Annotated in this window: 22 protein-coding genes and 1 pseudogene; all 23 read left to right on the top strand. The window is 30.9% G+C overall.

Features of this window, described 5'->3' with window-relative positions; all coding sequences use genetic code 11:
- Positions 1–6 precede the first annotated feature (6 nt).
- The 23 genes and pseudogenes from BR66_RS0118670 (at position 7) to BR66_RS0118560 (ending at position 20637) form a co-directional block, all read left to right on the top strand.
- Complete coding sequence (locus BR66_RS0118670; protein WP_026884267.1) at positions 7–477, top strand: hypothetical protein; 471 nt, start codon at positions 7–9, stop codon at positions 475–477.
- A 54-nt stretch (positions 478–531) separates the two neighbouring features.
- Positions 532–1854 carry an ATPase, T2SS/T4P/T4SS family gene (locus BR66_RS0118665; protein WP_026884266.1) on the top strand — a complete coding sequence of 441 codons (1323 nt, stop codon included), beginning with the start codon at positions 532–534 and terminating at the stop codon, positions 1852–1854.
- Positions 1855–1903: 49 nt separating this feature from the next.
- Positions 1904–2863, top strand: a complete 960-nt coding sequence (locus BR66_RS0118660) for a type II secretion system F family protein (RefSeq protein WP_026884265.1) — start codon at positions 1904–1906, stop codon at positions 2861–2863.
- Between the two features lie 16 nt (positions 2864–2879).
- A complete protein-coding gene (locus BR66_RS0118655) occupies positions 2880–3707 on the top strand; it encodes a hypothetical protein (protein WP_026884264.1) in 828 nt (275 codons plus the stop codon).
- Between the two features lie 75 nt (positions 3708–3782).
- A complete protein-coding gene (locus BR66_RS0118650; RefSeq protein ID WP_026884263.1) occupies positions 3783–4079 on the top strand; it encodes a hypothetical protein in 297 nt (98 codons plus the stop codon).
- 101 nt (positions 4080–4180) lie between these two features.
- Positions 4181–4603 carry a hypothetical protein gene (locus BR66_RS0118645; protein WP_026884262.1) on the top strand — a complete coding sequence of 141 codons (423 nt, stop codon included), beginning with the start codon at positions 4181–4183 and terminating at the stop codon, positions 4601–4603.
- 13 nt (positions 4604–4616) lie between these two features.
- Positions 4617–5216 carry a hypothetical protein gene (locus BR66_RS0118640; protein ID WP_026884261.1) on the top strand — a complete coding sequence of 200 codons (600 nt, stop codon included), beginning with the start codon at positions 4617–4619 and terminating at the stop codon, positions 5214–5216.
- Between the two features lie 28 nt (positions 5217–5244).
- On the top strand, positions 5245–5982 hold the full coding sequence (locus tag BR66_RS0118635) for a CpaB family protein (protein ID WP_026884260.1): 738 nt from the start codon (positions 5245–5247) through the stop codon (positions 5980–5982).
- Positions 5983–5992: 10 nt separating this feature from the next.
- Positions 5993–6490: a hypothetical protein gene (locus tag BR66_RS0118630; RefSeq protein ID WP_026884259.1), complete on the top strand. Its 498-nt coding sequence runs from the start codon at positions 5993–5995 to the stop codon at positions 6488–6490.
- Positions 6491–6617: 127 nt separating this feature from the next.
- Positions 6618–6836: a helix-turn-helix domain-containing protein gene (locus BR66_RS0118625; RefSeq protein ID WP_026884258.1), complete on the top strand. Its 219-nt coding sequence runs from the start codon at positions 6618–6620 to the stop codon at positions 6834–6836.
- 157 nt (positions 6837–6993) lie between these two features.
- Positions 6994–7908 (top strand): annotated as a pseudogene (locus BR66_RS26875) (hypothetical protein); the annotation flags it as partial.
- Positions 7909–8505: 597 nt separating this feature from the next.
- Complete coding sequence (locus BR66_RS24965; RefSeq protein WP_051624309.1) at positions 8506–11814, top strand: hypothetical protein; 3309 nt, start codon at positions 8506–8508, stop codon at positions 11812–11814.
- Positions 11815–12024: 210 nt separating this feature from the next.
- Positions 12025–12645 carry a prepilin peptidase gene (locus BR66_RS0118610; RefSeq protein ID WP_026884256.1) on the top strand — a complete coding sequence of 207 codons (621 nt, stop codon included), beginning with the start codon at positions 12025–12027 and terminating at the stop codon, positions 12643–12645.
- Between the two features lie 58 nt (positions 12646–12703).
- Complete coding sequence (locus BR66_RS0118605) at positions 12704–12895, top strand: hypothetical protein (protein WP_026884255.1); 192 nt, start codon at positions 12704–12706, stop codon at positions 12893–12895.
- A complete protein-coding gene (locus BR66_RS0118600; protein WP_026884254.1) occupies positions 12892–13221 on the top strand; it encodes a TcpK family conjugal transfer DNA-binding protein in 330 nt (109 codons plus the stop codon). Before BR66_RS0118605 ends, BR66_RS0118600 begins: the two co-directional genes overlap by 4 nt.
- A gap of 19 nt (positions 13222–13240) precedes the next feature.
- Positions 13241–14035, top strand: coding sequence for a tyrosine-type recombinase/integrase (locus BR66_RS24270; RefSeq protein WP_051624308.1), 795 nt, complete (start codon positions 13241–13243; stop codon positions 14033–14035).
- A gap of 13 nt (positions 14036–14048) precedes the next feature.
- On the top strand, positions 14049–15557 hold the full coding sequence (locus BR66_RS0118590) for an FtsK/SpoIIIE domain-containing protein (RefSeq protein WP_026884253.1): 1509 nt from the start codon (positions 14049–14051) through the stop codon (positions 15555–15557).
- Positions 15558–15596: 39 nt separating this feature from the next.
- Positions 15597–15872 carry an HU family DNA-binding protein gene (locus tag BR66_RS0118585; protein WP_026884252.1) on the top strand — a complete coding sequence of 92 codons (276 nt, stop codon included), beginning with the start codon at positions 15597–15599 and terminating at the stop codon, positions 15870–15872.
- 25 nt (positions 15873–15897) lie between these two features.
- Positions 15898–16914, top strand: a complete 1017-nt coding sequence (locus tag BR66_RS0118580; protein ID WP_026884251.1) for a conjugal transfer protein — start codon at positions 15898–15900, stop codon at positions 16912–16914.
- Positions 16915–16935: 21 nt separating this feature from the next.
- Positions 16936–17265, top strand: a complete 330-nt coding sequence (locus tag BR66_RS0118575) for a TcpD family membrane protein (protein ID WP_026884250.1) — start codon at positions 16936–16938, stop codon at positions 17263–17265.
- 188 nt (positions 17266–17453) lie between these two features.
- Positions 17454–17837, top strand: coding sequence for a TcpE family conjugal transfer membrane protein (locus BR66_RS0118570; RefSeq protein ID WP_026884249.1), 384 nt, complete (start codon positions 17454–17456; stop codon positions 17835–17837).
- Between the two features lie 126 nt (positions 17838–17963).
- Positions 17964–20450, top strand: a complete 2487-nt coding sequence (locus BR66_RS0118565) for an ATP-binding protein (RefSeq protein ID WP_026884248.1) — start codon at positions 17964–17966, stop codon at positions 20448–20450.
- Entirely contained in the window at positions 20437–20637 is a 201-nt protein-coding gene (locus BR66_RS0118560; protein ID WP_026884247.1) for a hypothetical protein, read from the top strand. The genes BR66_RS0118565 and BR66_RS0118560 overlap by 14 nt, the downstream gene beginning before the upstream one ends.
- Positions 20638–20661: the final 24 nt, after the last annotated feature.

Raw genomic sequence — 20661 nt, 5'->3', positions numbered from 1 at the left:
GAGAATTTGAGAAAATTTATTAAAATTTTCAATAGGATAGTACTTGTAATCATAAGTTTAGTTAGCTTGTATTGTTATATTAAAGCCTACAACTATGAAGGATATTTAAACATAAGAAATGATTTTATTTCAATGAGTGCTACAATTATTACAATTTATATGACTTCATTAGTTGTTGTTATTGGTTTTGATAAAATGTGCAGTGATAATAAGGCGAGTTATAATCAAATATTTTTGAGAAGTGCGGTTCTTGCAATCAACATTCCTCAGATACTATTGATTTCATTTGATTGGAAATATAAATTAATATATTCAATTTTTTTAGATTTTGTAGGGGCTATATATTTCATGTATATAGCTTTTTTAATTTATGAAAAAAGAATTGAGATATGTGATTTTTTTAGATGGTTTAAAAGTAAGATTATTAAAAATAAAAATTTAAATATTGAAGCTATGAATAAGAAAAATTCAAAATGAATGTACTTAAAACAGTCTCATAACAGGTGTAATTAGTAAGGAGATGATATAAATTTGTTTAAAAAGAAAATAGAAAATAAAGATATTGTTGAATTAAAGAGTAATGGGCAAAATGAGCTTGTTTTAGATGAAAAGGGCTTTTTAAAATCAGTTATAAACGACTTTATAACTGAGGAAGCTTATTTTATAAATCTTATTAACAGAAAGCTTAAGCCTAAAAGTGATCTTAAAAACAAAGTAAGGCAGTATCTTACTAAAAAGAAATATAAATTTAATGAAGATGAATTTGACTTGATTTATAAAAAATTTGAACTTCGTACCTGGAGTTATGGGATTATAAATGATTTGATTGAAAATCATGATGAAGTATATGACATAAGGTTAATAAATAAAGACAATATAAGAGTTAAGTATCTTGGCGGTAGAAAAACTTCTGATGTGAAATTTGAGTCAAAGGAAGCTTTTAATGATTTTATACTTAATTTTGTAACACATAAAAATGATATTATACTCAGCGAGATTGATAACATGCAGTCTTTTGCAGATACAACTACATCGGAAAGATTTATTTTAAGAATTGATATTGTAGGTAATTGCCTAACCAAAGATGATCCGGTGATGCACATTAGAAAGTTGCCTAAAGAAAAAGACCTTCTTCCAGATTTAAAATTGAAAGGAATGCTAAATGAAGAATTAGTGGAGCATTTTAAAGAATCTATGGAGGCGGGACTTGGAATATTAATATGTGGTCCAAGTGGGTCAGGAAAAACCATTTTCTTTAACGCATTACTTGAGGAGATACCTCATAACAAAGCTGGATTAGTTGTACAGGAAAATGAGGAATTGTTTAGTAAATCACATCCTGAGATAGTTACACTATCTGTATCAAATGCAAAGGGTGATAGTAAAACACACTATTCTTTAGCCGAAATACTACAAAAGCATGCGCTTTTAGGAGGCTATGATTACCTGATGGTTGGAGAAATAAAAGGAGAAGAATCATGGGATTTAAGCAATGCTGCATTTACTGGACATATCCCAATAACTTCTGTGCATGTGTTTAGCTCTAAAGCGGCCCCAGATAGATTGGTCGATTTAATGAAATATTCTAAACATGCAAGTGGAATGAGTTATGGATCATTGCTTTCAACTTTAGTTGGTTTTGACGAAATAGTTTTTATGGAAGATTTTAAAATCAAGGAAGTAACACAAATAGCAGGATATAGCAATGAAACAGAAACGCTTGAACTTAACCCGATTTATGAATATAAGCTTGAAGAAGATAAATATATTCCACTTAATGAGGATTGTAATAAGGTAAAATCAAAATTAATAAAAAATAGATTTAATAAAAACAAAATGAAGGCTGTGAATTAATCCAATAAAATTTTGAATCAAAATAAAGGGATAGGAGGTATTTTCAACAATGAAGACTAACATAATCTTTTATGTTTCAGTTTTTTTAGTGTTAATGGCATTTGCTTATTTTCTAATAACCTTTTTTAAGGATATTAAGAATAAGGGGTTTGTCGAAATTTTCTTCAATAAGTTTAGTGAGAGAGAAGAAGATAGAGAGCTACAGGAAGCAGCGAGAATTCTATATGAAGGAGAAGTTGAAAAAAGAACTTATATTGAAAAACTTGATATTTTAATTAAAAGGTCACAAATAAAAGCTATATTTCCTTTCATAACCAGTGAAATTTTAACACTTACAGCTATTTGTCTTGGCCTTTTAGTAGCGCTTATAACAAACTTAGCATTACATCTTTGGATTATAAATATAACAGTATTCTTTTCAGTGATATTTGTTATATTTGTAATCCTTAAATTTTTATCTAAACTATCATTTGATAAAATAGACGGACTACAACTCAATTATATTAATTTACTTGAAAATTTGAGTAGTTCTAATAACAGTATTGTTGTTATCTTTGATAAAAGCATACCATATGCAGGTGAGCCACTTAAAAGCTATGCACAGCAATTTGTTTATGAGTGTAAGGCTGGAATATCAGTAGTAGAATCCTTCAAAAATTTTGAAGATAAGGTGGAGAATATAAGGTTTAAGCAACTGTTAAGAAATTTGGCCATGGCATCCATGCATGATGCCAGCTATGAAAAATTGTTTAAAAAATCAAGAAAAATATTTAAAAACTACTATGTACAGAAGGAAAAAAGAAGGAAGTCTGTTATATCCGGCGCAATTATTTTAGCACTAACTATTGTTGCCGGAGTTATAAGCTTTTCCGCAACAAGCACTTTTACAGGTAACATATTTGTTAAGTTTATAACTACACCACAAGGAAATATAATGTTGGGATATTTTATCCTGATTTTTATATATACAATTTACAAATCTATAGCCCTGGGTAAATTAAATTATTAATAGAGGAGGTTTAGAAATGAAGTATATAAGTATTATCAGCATATTCCTGTGTATTCTTGTATCAGCCTATTTTTACTTAAGCTATATAAGAGATAAGAATGCAAAAAATACTAATATAGAAGTTAGTATTTATAAGAAAATTATTAATTATCTGGGGGACATAAAGGGGGGATATTTTTCAAAAGAGAGGATTTCGAAGAGCTTAAAAAGTTATGGCAATCCATATAATATTACACCAGATGGATATATAATTTTTAAAGTAATTCCAACAGTTTTATTTTTCATTTTGTCATTCGCAGAAGGATGGTATATAGCAGGAATAATATTAGCTATAGCATCATTTTTTATACTTGATTTGTGCTTTTTCATCAAAAATTATGAAGATATGAATAAGATAACTTTTGAATTAAAAAATATATATGATGCAATTATAATGCAGACTGCTGCTGGATTATATATAGGTGATATTTTAAATCAATGCTATCTTATAGTTTCAAATAAGCGAATTAAAAGAAGCCTAGCTGAACTAACTGCTGAAATAAGCATTTATTCTAACATGGAAAGTGCCCTGGATAATTTCACAGAAAAATTTAGGTCTGATGACATAAATAATTTTGCAGTGGCTATAAAGCAAAGCTTAAAAACTGGAAAAAGCCTTGAACAGCTAGAAGATGTATCAAGTCAAATTGACGATCTTAATTTAGTTGCTGTACAGGAAATAACTAGTAAAATACCAGATAAAATGTCTTTAATTGGTCTGTATTATTTTGGTGGGATAATGGCTACTATAGCAATTTTCACATTCCCATCGCTTACACAGTTTAGTACAGGACTATTAAAATAAAAAATATTATAGCACAAACATTGCCATGACAAGGGGCATTGTACCTTGTACACGAGATATTATAGGAGGAAAAAAATGATAAGAGATTTAATGATTTTAGGAAGTAAAACTTTGGAATGCGGTGTTGCTGCAATAAACCCAGCTGTAAATGTAAGGGTAGAAGAATTTAAAGGAAACTTGAAAAAGAAAACGGGTGATATGCATCCACTAATTGTTCTTGCTATTGGTATTATTGGATTTGGTTTTGTAATGCTGTATAAACTTGATGTTGTTCCACAAATGAACACCGCCATTAATACTATGGGAGCAAATATTGCTGCATTTTCGTCTTCATATGGTGGGAATGGTACTGGAACCGGAGGTACAAACTAATATTAAGTTATAGATATTAATAAAGCAGCCTTAAAAATAGTGTACGAGCATGTGCACTATTTTTATTTACAATAAAATCAATACAAGAGGAAGGTGATGTATTGAAAAGGGAATTAAAAAAGAAAAAAGGCTTTGTACTTCATCACATTGTAATTATTATCATGGGAATATTGATGTTTCTTTTTGTGGGTGTTTCCTTTATGGGAGAAGCACAATCTTTAGATAAATATTTAATAGCAAATAGGATAGCAGGAAACTACATGAAGAAAATGGATAGCTATGGCAATGGCTATTTAAGTGAAGATAAGGCATCAAAACTTGTGAGTGATTTTCAAAGTAATGGATTCACTAATATAGACCTTACAGGTACTACTATGAGTGAAGTGGATAATGGTGGAGATATATATCTTGATATTAAATTTGATCAAACAATTAAACAGTTCAGTTTTGATGGACTTAAATTAAGTTTTCAAAGTAAGACAGTAAGAAGTGAAATTGCAATTTCTGACACTTCGAAAAACTAAGGGGGAGAGTGATATGCCAGGGTTAAGAAAGAAAAAAGGATCAGCATATATACTTACCTTATTTGCATTTTTAACATTTTTACTGCTCTATACTATATTTGCCATAGGTATTACAAAATATAAACTTGCAGCTGTTGGTGAGATTTTAGATAACTCTTTAGTAGTTTCAAATTTGTCTGTTTTTAGTACAAATAACTTAGATCAAGATTTACTTTCACAAAGTCCAGATAAAAATATAATTATTATTAAAGATCCCAATAAAGCTATTGAAACATGGAAAAAACATATGAAATATAATTTTAGTTTAGATGATAATTATACTCCGAAATATAGCACAAGTTTTATTAAGAGCAAAGTTGATATAAAGACATTTATTATTTATAATGTGGACCCTACAACAAACAATATTACAGAATATAAGTATAATGCACAGGCAGGATCGTTCGATACTGAGAATTTTCCATCCCAAAAAGGAATTATGAAAACAGAGAATGGAAATACAATAAATGTTACCACAGTAGATTCAAACATCGGTTTCACAATAGATACTATATTTAATAAAACAAAGTATGTAACCATAGGTAGAGACGTAGGAATTTATAAAAAAAATTAAAGATTATATAGGGGAGGTTTAAAAAACTATGTCTAATGAAAATAAAAATATAGAAGTACCTGAGAAAAAACAGTCATTTATAAATGGGAAACTTGGAATTGCTGCTTTATGTTTTTTCCTGGCAGTAATTTTGACATTTGTGTTTGGTGCTATTCAAAATAAAATGTCACATCCAAATGGTGTGCATAAGGTGGTTTATGCCATAAGACCAATAGGTGTAAATACTAACATTACGGAAAAAAATATAAAATATTATTTTTCTGAAGAGAATAGTGATAACGCATTATTCATTGATGGCGCTGTAAGTGATGAAAATACTTTAGTTGGTAAATATATAACCTCGGAAATTTTAAAAGGTGAACAAGTTTCAAGTGTAAATGTAGCCAATACTGCTAATAGACTAAAAGATATTAAAAATCCTAGAGAGTTCTCTATTACGTTCAGTGATATAAGCAGTTGTGTAAATGGAACGTTAAGAGATGGAGATATGATAGATTTAATACTTACAATAACCGAGGATAATAATGTAATAACAAAACCAGTATTAACACATCCTATTTTAATATCACAAGCATTTACCACAGATGGACAGGTGGTAAGTAGAGATAGTGGAAACAAACTTGCTACATCAAAACTAAATCTCTATGGTAGTTCTGAAGATCAGGAAAAGATTGATAATGCTTTGGCACAAGGAAAAGTACATGCGGTAAAAGATACTAATAATACTGCTACGCCTAATATAACTATTCAGAATGCAATTAAGTAGGAGGATAATGATGCCAATAATGATAGTTCCATGGTTTATAACAAGTACACTCATAGCTGTTATTAGTGTACATTATTTATCTAATATAAAATACTTCAAATATATTGGTATTGATGTATCTGTCATAGTTATACTCTGCATTTTGTTAAGTTTAATAGAAGGTTATAGATCTAGGAAAAAAGATAAAAAAGCAATAGTAGAATTCAACAAAGGTCACACTTCAAAGGTAATTGAACGTGATATACCTATAAGAGAATTGAATATACCAGAAAATTATATATTAATTGATAGAAAAACCCTAAAAGTAGAGAACTCTAAAGCAATGCTTCAATTTAAGTGTTATTTAAAATATAATTTTCTATTTAATGAGTGTAGTATAAAACCATTACTTGCATTTAAGACATGGACTAATAATTATTACTATTTAATAAAAAAGGAGGAATTAACTATTATCAAGGACTATCTCAGAAAAGAACACCCTAAATATTTGTTAACAAGCGAGCTTTAAAGGAATATATTCGAAGAAAGGATAAATTTTATAAAAATAAACCAAAAATTATATATTTTTTATTGACAAGTGAACCAAGCAAACCTATAATGAGCTTGTAGAACCAAATAAACTATGGAGGTAGGCTATGAATAAAATAGAATCAACTAAAGATGAAGAATATATATCAACGCCAGAGCTGCAGAAAATATTAAAAATAGCAAAATCAACTGTAAGCAAATGGAGGGCTGAAGGCATGCCATATATAGGAATACCAAAAGCTTATAGGTATAAATTTTCTGAAGTAGAAAAATGGCTTACAGAAAAAGAGGAGAAAAGAAAACTAGAAAAAGAGGGCAAAAAATAAAAGGAAGTCCAGTGATCTCACTAAAAGATTGGACTCCCATATAAAGGATATCACAAAGATATCGAAAATAAGTATACCATATGCTTTAAGTAGTTTAAAGATTAATTTGGTGTACAACTTGTCGTAATAAAAAATATATAATTTAGGAGTGAATTAAATGAAAAAAATAAAAATAATGACTATGATTCTTGCTTTGGTAGTTTCAACAACTTTATTTGCTAAAACAAATATTGTAAAGGCTGAGCCAGCAACTGTAGGTGTTAGCTATTCGGGACACGTACAAAGTATAGGATGGCAAAAACCTGTTACAGATGGTCAAGAAGCTGGAACAGATGGACAAGGATTAAGAGTAGAAGCATTAAAGCTTTCATTAACAAATGCACCAGCAGGTGCTAGTATTAGTTATCAGACACATGTAGAAAATATAGGATGGCAGAAGGCTGTTTCAGATGGAGCAGAAGCTGGTACAGATGGTAAGGCATTGCGTGTTGAAGCTTTAAAAATTTCATTGGTTGGTATGCCAGGATATAGTGTTCAGTACAGAGCACACGTACAAAGTATAGGATGGCAAGCATGGGTATCAGATGGCCAAGAAGCAGGAACAGATGGTAAGTCACTTAGGGTTGAAGCAATAGAAATAAAAATAGTTAAGATCTCGGATAATACTACAGTAGGAGTTTCATATCAAGGACATGTTGAAAATGTAGGTTGGCAATCGTCCGTACAAAACGGACAAATAGCAGGAACAGAAGGACAGGCATTAAGGGTTGAAGCTTTAAAGCTTAATTTAGTTAATGCACCAGCGGGTGCAGCAATTAATTATCAAGGCCATGTGGAGAATGTAGGATGGCAAACACCTACAAGTAATGGTTTAGAAGTTGGAACAGATGGAAAATCATTGAGAGTAGAAGCAATGAAAATAACTTTAAGTAATATGCCAGGATATAGTGTACAGTACAGAGCACATGTAGAAAATATAGGATGGCAGTCTTGGGTAGCAGATGGACAAGAAACAGGAACAGATGGAAAAGGATTAAGAATTGAAGCAATTGAAGTAAGAATAGTTAAAACGGCAGATGGAAGTACTCCAACTCCTGTAGCTTTCGTGCCTGCTACAACTCCAGCAGTACCTGTAAATCCTACTCCAGATGCAATAATTGCTCAAGATAATGTACCAACTACTACTTTTAGTTCAAATGTAAAAGGATATGCTACGCAACAACTAACTATAAATACAGCATTAGGTAAAACTAAATTACCAACTGGTAATTTAAATTATACGAATGCAGGTGTTATTAAGAGTGGGGATGTATATCAAGCATTGGATATTGATGCCAATTATGTTTCTTTTGGTCAAATGACAGTTCAAGCAATGAAAAATGATATTCTAAGTGCATATACACTTAATAACAATGGGGTGTACTCTAATAATGGTGTGACTTACAAGCTAGTGAATGCATATGCTGAGTATGTTATATCAGATACAATAGATGATGCAACAGTTTTAAAATATGGTAAAGAATTAAATAAACAATTTTTAACCACTGGTTTTGATGCTTCACAGACTTTTGATAGGATTTATATAGACAATACAGTAGATGGAAAATATATAATATGCAGAGTTGTTATATACTTTAATAAATAATTTTATTAGTAAAGGGCAAAGGATGTGATTACAATAAAAAATCTCCAAAAATTCAGTATTTTTACACTATTTTTTATTATTATAATATTAAATTTAAATGTATCCTCAGCTCATGCTATAGGTACATTATCTTCACCAATACTAGATGGCTGGAAGAATACCGATGATATGAGTACTAATGGTTCTGCTGTTGAGTATGGTGGCTTGAGAATAGGAAATACAGTATGGTGTAAACCAAATGATATTTTAGGTGTAACAGTTTGGGGAAAACAATATTATGATGGGGATTGGACACAAATAATTGGACACAGTTATATATCATTTGGAGGTACAGATACATTCACAAAATATTGGCTACCACAGCCTACAAGTAACAATCCTCCACCGAGTATAGTACCTTGGTATACAGATGCTTCGAGTGATGATATTGCTATTCAATCTGTAAATAGAGGTAACTCTACTGAAGCTTCAGAGTATTTAAGAATAGGTGGTCTTTTTTGGACACAGTTTTTTCAAGATAACAGAAATTACTCAATAAGAAATAATGAATATAGTCTAAATGGCAATTGGATGTTACCCGAAGATAAAACAGGAATTGGAACTTCTAATTATTGGGCTATTTCAACTGAAACTATTAGTACTGATGGAGATGCACCGACAATTGGTGTATCTCCAAATTCATCTTCATGGGGAAACAAAAATGTAAATGTAGGTATAAATGTAAATGATACTAGAAGTGGTATTCAAAAATATAGATATGCTTATAATAAAGATAATAGTGGATGGCAATATTCAGATTGGATATTGCCATCTATTCATTCGGATTTTGATGGCTCAGCTTTTACACATACAACAAATGGAACTTTAGGAAGTTCGCCAGAACAATTAGCAAGTTCTACAGCTAACATGTCATCAAATCTAAATTTAAGTGGGCAAGGTACTTATCAAGTTCAAGTTCAAGCGAGTGACAATTTAGGTAATGCAAGAACTTATACAAGTGGAACTTACTTGATAGATACCACAGCACCAACAGGAGTATTTACACCAAATTCACAGAACTGGACCAACACTAATGTAACAACATCATTTAATCCAAGCGATAGCGGGGGAAGTGGAGTAAGTAAGTGGAGATATAAAACATCTTCAGATAATGGAACTACATGGGGAGCATGGAGCAGTTATACTACTGGAGATACCGCAGGAAATATTACGCTTAGCGGACAAGGGCAGTGGAAAGTACAATCTGAAATCACTGATGTTGCAGGGAATGTAGGAACATCAACAAGTGGAACTTATCAAATAGACATCACGGCACCAACAGGAGTATTCATGCCAAACTCGCAGAACTGGAACAATGGAAATGATACAACTTTATTTCGTCCAAGCGATAGCGGAGGAAGTGGAGTAAATAAATGGAGATATAAAACATCTTCTGATAATGGAACTACCTGGGGAGCATGGAGCGGTTATACTACAGGTGGCACCGCTGGGTATATTACTCTTATTGGACAAGGGCAGTGGAAAGTACAATCTGAAATCACTGACGTTGCAGGGAATGTAGGAACATCAACAAGTGGAACTTATCAAATAGACATCACGGCACCAACAGGAATATTTACACCAAATTCGCAGAGTTGGACAGACACCAATGTAACAACATCATTTAATCCAAGCGATAGCGGAGGAAGTGGAGTAAGTAAGTGGAGATATAAAACATCTTCAGATAATGGAACTACATGGGGAGCATGGAGCAGTTATACTACTGGAGATACCGCAGGAAACATTACGCTTAGCGGACAAGGGCAGTGGAAAGTACAATCTGAAATCACTGATGTTGCAGGGAATGTAGGAACATCAACAAGTGGAACTTACTTGATAGATACCACAGCACCAACAGGAGTATTTACACCAAACTCACAGAACTGGACAAACACTAACGTAACAACATCATTTAATCCAAGCGATAGCGGAGGAAGTGGAGTAAGTAAGTGGAGATATAAAACATCTTCAGATAATGGAACTACATGGGGAGCATGGAGCAGTTATACTACTGGAGATACAGCAGGAAACATTACTCTTAACGGTCAAGGACAATGGAAAGTACAATCTGAAATCACTGATGTTGCAGGGAATGTAGGAACATCAACAAGTGGTGTATTTCAGATATTTAATCCAGTACCTAATAATAATAGCTTAAATGTTACTCAGTTCGATTATGAGCAAGACAGTAATAATTATTGGGTAAAGCCAGGTAGTGTTATAGGAGTTTATACAGATGGATATTTTACTTCAGCATATGGAATATATCCCTCAAGAACGTATTTAGCACTTGCTAAAGATGGGATATTAACTTCAAATACATCTGTGCAATATGCAGATTTAAATAATCACTATAATTCAGGAAGTGAATATTCAAGTAATTTCAACTTTTTAAACAATGGTGATAAAGCAAGTGATTCAGTTGCAAGTGGTAATAACTATATAAGTACAACGCACCATATGCAAGCCAAGAATGATGGATCTAGTTATAAACTTTACTATAAAACTTCGTTTATCGATAGCAGCAATAATGAATATCTGCAGAACTATGCTGATAGTGGAAAATGGATTAAAGTAGATGGTATAGCACCAGGCTTTGATAGTGTAGCTGATTATAATAATGATGCTGTAGACAGAAATGTGAGCACTGTTTTAAATTTAGATAAAAATTTAAATTTAAGTGGTACTGTGGCTAATCTATTTGATAAAGGTTCGGGTATTAAAAATGTTTATGCAAAATTATACCCAACTGGTAAGGAAGGTGCTGCAAAAGTAATAAACTTAACTAATGTAAATGGAGAGTGGACTTTACCAACTACAGATGCTTACGCTTTATTTAAAAGTGCCGATTTAAATGTTGATATTTACACCCAGGACAACGTTGGGAATATAGGTAAAATACAATCACAAAAATTTAATTTACTGAGCGTTTCAGCTCAAATAGTTCCTTATGATACACCAACATTTACTGGAACACCAACATTAGAAGCAGGACAAAAAGCAATACTTAAGATATACACAACAGGCTATGCGGATAAACTTAATATAACTTTTCCACCAGAACTTTCAGCAATTGATTCAAGCTTAAACCGAACTATGAATATAAACCCACAGGCTACATCAGAAACAGATGTGGTATTTAATGTACCTAGAAAAATATCTGAAAAGCAGTATACTGTGGACGTAATCGCTACAAATAGCGCAATAAACAAAAATTCAAGTACTACTGCAGACTTTATTGTAACAGGAGATATTTTTGAAGGACTTAGAACAACAATTCTTGATGATAATTAAATAACTAAAGTATATAAAAGCCTGACAGCTAATTTTATTGTTAGGCTTTTAGCATTCTTATGAAAGGGTGATATAAATAAAAATTCACAGGATATATTTAATTTCAATAATTACAGGAATAGCTTATTGTTTGATTCTATACTGTGCAAGGTTATATATCATTATCATGTATATTTAGTTGAGGTTAATGAGCCTTAAAGGAGGAGATGGATGCTTATATTAATACCTATAATGCTTAGTATGTTTTTTATATTATATAGTTTATTAAATATATGTATAAACTATATAAATAAGAATGATACTCAACAGATAAAGGATAACCCTAAGATAAGACTAGTTGTTAGCGTTACTTCAGGTATTTTAGTTGGCCTATTGTATATAAAATATTCAATGGGCTTTAATTTTTGTAAATATACTGTTTTAATGATTTATCTGATAGTAAGTGGATATATAGATGCGTATTCAAAAACTGTGTACACCTTTATATCTCTTATATTTTTAGCAGCAGGATTAATGTTTTTAGTTGTTAATCTAGCTAATTATAATGGATATTTGGTGTTTTATTTAATTGGAATTGTTGGAAGCCTAATATTAACATCTATTGCTGTAACCTTAAAAGTATTTAATTGGGGTGATGTAGAAATACTTGCAATAACCGCACTATATATTGGGGGATTTACTAGTATATTAGGTATATTTATAAGTTTTGTAGTTGGTGCAATTGGTTCATTAATATTATTGCTTCTTAGAAAGGCAAATGTAAAAGATACTATGTCATATGCGCCATATATTGCGATATCAACGTATTTACTTTTAGTAGGTATTTTATAGTATATATTATGAAATACTAATATATAAGCACAGAATTTACTATTACGGGGTGGTTATAATGGAATACACAAAAAAACAAATTAATACTCTAGCAAAGTTACTACGAAATCATATTCATGGCTCTAAAGAGGATAAAATTTTAATTGAGAAATCAATGAAAAAGTATGGATGTAGTGGTCCAGGTGATGTATATAAGATATTAAAAAACATAAGGAAGCAAGACAAGGAAGAAATAAGGGATTTAGCATGACCCTTCTAGATGTCTATTTTGAAGAGTATATAGCTATAGTGAATCATTTACTTACTGTTAAAATTCCGGAGGAGAGTAAAGATCCTTTAGTAAAAGAAAACTCTATTTTTGTAAGTAAAGAAGTATTATTTTCACTGTTTTCAAAAAATCCTTATAAGAAAAATACAGACAAGCTAATTTGTTGGAATAAGCTGCATCTAATAGATAGCGATGAAGGGCGGTTAACTCAAAAGGTCTATATAGATAATGGACCAAGGGTTAGAAGGATTGTAATAAATAGAAAAACCTTTGAATTAATATCAAGTTTAAAGGAGAAAGAAGTATAAGGAGCAAGGAGAGATATGATTGAAAGTAAGAGAGCTATTAGAAATCTATACGGAGCAGTTAGAGCAAGAGGAACTTAGAGGAAAAACTAGGCAGACATATGTTAATTCTTTGGATAGATTCTTAACTAGAATATATTCCAGAGAAGCAGAAATAAAAGACATAAAAAATCAAGACATAGTAAATGGGTTAAAAAAATTGAAACTTAAAACAGAAGCTTCAGCAGTTGTAAATGGTCTTAGAAGACTTAAACCTTATATGGATATTCCTGAAGAAAAAGTATTAAAAGAAACAATAGCATCAAAACATACTGGCCCAAGGAAACATAATGAAGTAAAAGAGTTAAATAAAATGTTGAAGAAGATAAATGTTATAAGGGATAAAAAATTAAAGCTGGGATATAGACTAGCTTTGGTAAGTGGTCTTAGAGTTTTTGAATTAGCCAATCTTAAGAAAGGAGATATAGAAATAAGCCCTTCAGGAATTAAAATTAATGTTTGTGATGGTAATGGTAAAGGAGGAAAAAGTGCAGTTATAAATTGCCTTAGAGATAATTATTTAGAAAAAAGTTTAAAAGAACATTTAGAAAGCAGCACTGAAGAAAAAGTATTTTACTCAAAAGATTATATAATGCATAAGGCTTTAGAAAGTGGGATTCAATGTCATGATTTGAGAAGAGCTTTTTGTAAATTAGTATATAAAGAGAAGAAAAATGAGGTTGGGGCGTATAGAGCTAATATAGCAGTCCAAAAAGCAATGAGGCATACAAAGTTTAGTACTACAAAAATATATTTAAATAGTAAAATTAAAGTGTAGGTGATATTAAAGTATGAATGAAAATCAATTGAATAGTGAGATTGAAAATATGCTGGTAAGCATATTTAAAGCAGTTGGCAATTTTTTTAAGTCAGCTTTTTTAGGAATTAAAAAACTAAAAGAGCTGCCTTTTTTTATTGGCTTTTTAGTCAGCATCTTAATAACAATTGTAGCTGTTTGTTTTAAGGTGAAAATTAAAACACTAACGGAAGTCCATTCAATCATTATATATTACGTTGTTTATTATGGATTGCTTATAATGCCAGTTATTTATTTAAATTTTATAGGTAAATTTAACAGTAATAGTAAAAATGAAGAACTATTTAAGAAAGTGGACTTTAAAAATAAAGATGGCAGCTATCCTTACTTAGTTAAGAAGCAAGTGATAGCTAAGGGGGATGGTAAAATAATAAACTATATATTTTCATCAAGTCTTAACCTTGATATATGGAAAGGGCGTAAATCAGATATTGAAACAGCTTTAAACTGTACAATTATTAAAATTGAACAGGGAAAGAAAAAAACGCTGATTAACATAGAAGCTATTCCAGGAAATGTTAAGGTTGATGAATTTGTACCTTGGAAGGATGAATTCTTAATAAATGAAGATGGTGTTGTAGCCATAGGAAAAAATCAATTAGGAGTCATTCAAATAGATCTTAATAAAACGCCACATGTTTTAGCAGCAGGTGAAACAGGCTCTGGTAAGAGTGTAATACTTAGATGCATTTTATGGCAGTTTATATTAAAGGGTTGCAGAGTTTATATGCTGGATTTTAAGGGCGGTGTAGAGTTTGGCCTTGACTATGAAAAGTATGGCGAAGTTATAACAGAAAAAGAAAGAGCTCTTGAAGTTTTAAAATTATTAACTACAGAGAACGTTAATCGATTAGAGCTATTTAGAGCTGCCCGTGCTAAGAATTTAGCTGAATACAACAGTAAAGAAAATACAAATCTCTGCAGAATAGGAGTATTTGTAGATGAACTGGCTGAACTTATGGACAAAACAGGAGCTGATAAGGAAGAAAAAGAAATGCTTGATCAAATACAAAAGGAAGTATCAAGTTTGGCAAGACTTAGTAGAGCTACAGGCATAAATTTAATTCTAGGAATACAAAGACCGGATGCCAAAGTTATAACAGGTCAGATAAAAAACAATGTACCGGTTAGAATTTGTGGAAGGTTCGCAGATGCTTCAGCTTCAGAAATAGTTTTAAATAATAGATTAGCAACAAATCTTCCTGAAATAAAGGGTAGATTTCTATATAAAGCAGGAGCTGAGACATTAGAGTTTCAAGCATATTACTTTGATGATGATAAAAACTTAAAAGACATAGAAACTAATCAAGGAACTATGCTTATTGAACAATCTGAAGATAAGGAGGATGTAGAAAAAGTTGATACTGAAGATGTGCAACCTGACAAAGATGAAAAAATAGATACAGCTGATATTAAATTAAATAGTCTTAATCCGGCTAAAAAAGAAAGTAATAAAAAAGATAAATTTAATTTTCACTTTTAAAATATAAAAATATAAAAATATAAAAAGGGACGGTGCCATATGAATAAACCAGAATTAATTACAAGTATATCTGAAAAGAGCAATTTAACAAAGAAAGATGCTGAAGCAGCTCTAAAAGGATTTATAGAAAGTGTTGAGGAAGCTCTTGAGAAGGGAGATAAGGTTCAATTAGTTGGCTTTGGTATATTTGAAGCAAGAAAAAGGGCTGAAAGAAAAGGGAGAAATCCTAGATCAAAGGAAGAAATAACTATACCAGCATCAACGGTTCCGTTATTTAAAGCTGGGAAGGAGTTTAAGGAAAGAGTAAACAAATAATGATTCTTAATAAGGAGGGACTGCTTTGTTTGATAAATGGAAGAAAACCAATTCAAATAATTTGAAAAGTAAAAGCGACATTAAAATAAAAAACAGTAAAGACAGTAAAGATAATAAGTTGAATAAAACAACAGGATTAAAAGTGATTAGAATACTGATATGGATAGTTTTAGCTTTTATCTTTATAAGGGGAACAATAACCTTAATAAGACCTGATCCAGTATCAGCAATGCAAAAGAAAGAGGATAATTTCATGTTGCAAGTTTCTACTTCAAATGCCTTTGAGAATAAGGCTTTTTCTTTTGCACAAAATTTTGCAAAAGATTATATGACTCACATTCCAAAGGATGATGTCAGTTACAAACAGAGAACTTTAAAATACATGACTCAAGACTTAGCAGAAAGCATAAAATTTGATGATAATGACTATACAACAGTGTTATATAGCCAGGCTTATGACATTAAAAAGTACAGCGATACTCAATATGATGTTTTTGTGTACCTTAGAGTACAGTATAAAACACCAAATACAAGTGTTCCTCAGATGGACCCTAATAATATTCAATATAATATATCTGAAAATGACGTGTATTTAGACGTACCAGTGGCATACACCAATAACTTTGTTGTTGAGGATGTACCGGCAGTTGTTGCAGCACCAACAAAAGGCTATGTGGATAGTAATTCATATAACGGCAACAGTGCTTCAGATAATATAAATTCTGCTGTACAAAATGACTTGAATCAATTTTTCAAAGCTTACTATGAACAAAATCAAACCCAAGTTGAATATTTCTTGGATTTAGATAAAGGACAAACTGTTAATGCGTTAAATGGTAGATATACCTTTGACAAGCTTGATAAAATAACAACTTATAGCACCAAGAGTCAAAATGTTTACTTGGCTATTGTTGAATTTAACGTAAAAGATGTTAATGGTAATGAATTACCACAGAAGTTTAATCTTAAAATCACAGACAAAGACGGTAAGTATTATATAAATCAGCTTAATACAAGAAGTATTAATATACTAAATAATTAACCATAGGGGAGGCAATTTAAAATGAAAAAAATCAGAAAAATGAAAGAAAAAATCAGAGGTAATTTTAGTAAGGTAGTATCTTTAATACTTGGATTGTGTTTTCTAGTACCAAATTATGTTTTTGCAGCTGGTCCAAATTATGGACAAAATTTTGGTAACTATGCATTAGATCAAATCTTTTGGGTAGCAGTTGTTTTCATTGCATTTGCACTTGTTGGATGCCTGGTTAAGCGAAATGTTGTAGGGATTGTTGTAACAATATTAATTGGTGTTATTGTTCTTGGTATAATTAAGGACCCTACAGGGCTTCAGAGTGTGGGTACTGCTTTGTGGAATACAGTAAAAGGCTAATTGTAGATAGGAGATGGTTAAATGCTATTTTCTTAGTAATTTGCAGATGTATCAAGATGATTAGATCAATCACTGCAAATGGTACTTAAACTGATTATTATTAATTAGTTTAAAATTATATATGGGGCTTTAGGGTAGCATAGGTGTAACTATGCTGCCCTAAAGCCTGTATGCTAGGAGTTGATTAAATGCAAGATAGAATTATACTAAGAAGCTACAATAAAATGAATAATATAGAGAAGAAAATCTATACTATTCAAAATTTCAAACTACCAATACCAGTTAATTTATATGCTTCAATTTACTTTTTTATTTTTGTTTTGTTAATGTTATTAATAGGACGAATACTTCCATTTTTAAGCATCATACCACCCATTCTAAAGTATGTTCTAGTACCGTATATTATATCAAAATATATGAGACAGAAAAAATTAGATGGCAAAAAACCCTGGAAGTATGCTATAGATTATACAATTTACAGGTTTACGAAAAATAATGTGTATGAACGATTTAAACAAGGGAAAATACCAAAAGAAATAAGATTTGCTAATTCTAATTTTAGAGAATCATAAAATTAAAATAAATATAAATATTATATTTATAAAAAAAGTAAAGCTGCAGGTTAGCTTTACTTTTTTTTATGCTAATTAAGAAAGTATGTAAAATCTTAATTTAGACAAGGAAAGCGAGGAATTAATATGTATAAATGTCCCATAAATTATTATAAAGGCAATATGATTTTTACAGATGATGGATGCTGGGGAGCGTTTCAAATTCAAGGTTTTGACTATGAAAACAGAAGCAGAGAATCAAAAATAAAAATTTTATATAATATTATTAGATTTATTTCTAATATACCCTATGAAGCAAAAATATTGATAATTCCAGTAAGCCAAGATATCAAGAAAAATTATGATATTCTAAGAAGTAACCTGGATAAAAATGATCCTTTGTATGATGCTGCGTTAACTCATACAAATATGACAGAAGAGTATTTAACTAAAAAAATTGAAGAAAACGGGAATGCTAATGATTTCAAAACCTATATAATAACAAAATTAACAACACAGGATGAGGAAGACATACTAAAGAAAACTAAAGACATAGCAGAATATTTTCTTAAAGATCCTATGAATGCTCTAAATAATGTACTAGGGCTTGATTCAAGGATGATTCTAAAATCACGTATAGCAAATTTTAAAAGGCTTTGTGATTCATTCTTTAATGAACAGAGTAAAAGATTAACTTTAAAATATTTAGATGATGAAAACCTTCAGTGGTTGTTTAGGCGGGTTATGTTTCGTGGACTAAACATGGATGTAAAGATAAATAAAAATTTTAAACCAGAAGTTGAAATATTAAATTCAAAAACATATAAACCAATTAAATCAAGGGTTGAAAGCCTATTTGAAGGCAGAATAAATCCTCAAAAACCAAGATATTTAGAAATAGAGCATGATGATAAATCTATAAGCTATCAGAGTTTTTTAAGTATAGCTTGCATACCCGATGCTTTAGAATTTCCAGGTAGTGAATATATTTTTATGCTTCAGGATTACACAATACCAACTGAGGTATGCATACACATTGATAGGCTTACAGATTATCAAAGTAGAACAGTACTTAGTAACAAAAAGAAAGAAATAAATTCTCAAATTACTAATGCAAATGAAGCTGGAGAAGAAATACCAGAGGATCTACTTGACGCTAAAGATGAGACAACTGATTTTGAAGCTGATATACGAGGAAATAAATTACCTATATGTAGAACTTCAATTACATTTTGCATTGCAGCAGATTCAGAAGAAGAACTAGAAAGAAGAGTTAATTTTATAAAAGGTACTTATGAGGATATGGAGTTCACGGTTATAAGATCTCTAACAGATCAATATAAATTATTCATGGAATTTATTCCTGGTGCGGGGAGGTACTTAAAAGATTTCATTATGCCTTTGCCCTGCAAGATGCTGGCAGGGTCTATGTTAGGAGCAAGCAAAGAATTAGGTGATACAAATGGATTTTATATTGGCACAACCGGAAAAATAAAGAAAGATGTATTCCTTAATATGGCCAGGGCATGTCTTGAGAATAAATCAGCTGCAACAACTTTTTTCGGGAACTTAGGTTATGGAAAAAGCTTTAATGCTAATCTTTTAACTATACTTCATGTGATGCATGGATCCTTTGGGCTAATCTTTGATCCAAAAGGCGAAAGAGATCACTGGACACATGCATTTCCATGGCTTGAGGGTTATATTTCTAATATTAAATTATCTTCAGAAGATGAATATAGAGGTATGCTAGACCCATTTAATGTGTATAGAGATAATATAGAAGCTGCTTGTGAACTTGCTAATAATGTTATTACAGAATTGTACAAGCTAAACCCAAAAGATGATGAATTTATTGCTCTTGGGGAGTCACTTGCAAAAATTAAAAATGAAAAACAGCGATCTATGTGTAAATTAGCTGAGATGTTAGGTGAATTTAATGAAAAGGACGACCTTTGTAAAGCAGCTAGGAACCTTGGAAGAAAGCTGAATTTACTTCAGAGTGTTGGTATGTCTAAACTTCTATTTGGTAAAGGAGAAGAGAAAGCCTTAAATCTTGATAATAGATTAAATATTCTTCAAATAGAAAATTTAAAATTACCAAGCCCTGACACTCCAAAAGAAGATTATTCCCAAGAAGAAACCTTATCAGCGGTATTAATTATGGTTATTGGTAATTTTGCTAAGAAATTTGCATTGACACAAAGGAATGTTTTTTCAATAGTATTATTTGATGAGTCCTGGTTCCTGAAGGTCACAAGTGAAGGACGTAAACTGTATGATTTCTTAGCAAGAATGGGAAGAAGTCTTTTTACAGGCTGTATTTTTAATGGACATAGTGTTCTGGATATACCAAGTGATGCAGTAAAAAATACTATATCTTATAAGTTTTGCTTTCATACGGATGATACAGACGAGGCAAAGAGAATGCTTGAATATATGAATATGGATGTAACAGAAGAAAATATAAATTTGGTTATTGGCTTAGAAAACAGGCAGTGCCTATTCCAAGATTTAGACAAACGTGTAGATGTATTAACCTTTGATGCTGTATTTGATGACCTTATAGAAGCATTTGATACAACACCAAAAACTAAAGACAATAAGCAGGAGGATCAGAATGAAAGCAACTGAATATACGGTTAAAGTATTTAATAAAAATAATGAGGAATATACAAAATTTATTATGGGGTCAAAGATAAATTTAAAAATGGAAAAACTTATAATGGCCCTTGGAGGTAAGTTTATAAAGCAAACTAAAACAGCTAAACATTATGAAGTAAAAGGAAATCAAATTAAGTTAATGGCACTTTGTTATTAATAATAATACAAAGAGGTGAATCAG

Source organism: Clostridium akagii DSM 12554 (genome assembly GCF_000686725.1).
Lineage (GTDB): Bacteria > Bacillota > Clostridia > Clostridiales > Clostridiaceae > Clostridium_I > Clostridium_I akagii.
The sequence above is the reverse complement of the archived record's forward strand: the minus strand, read 5'-3'. Positions and strand labels throughout refer to the sequence as shown.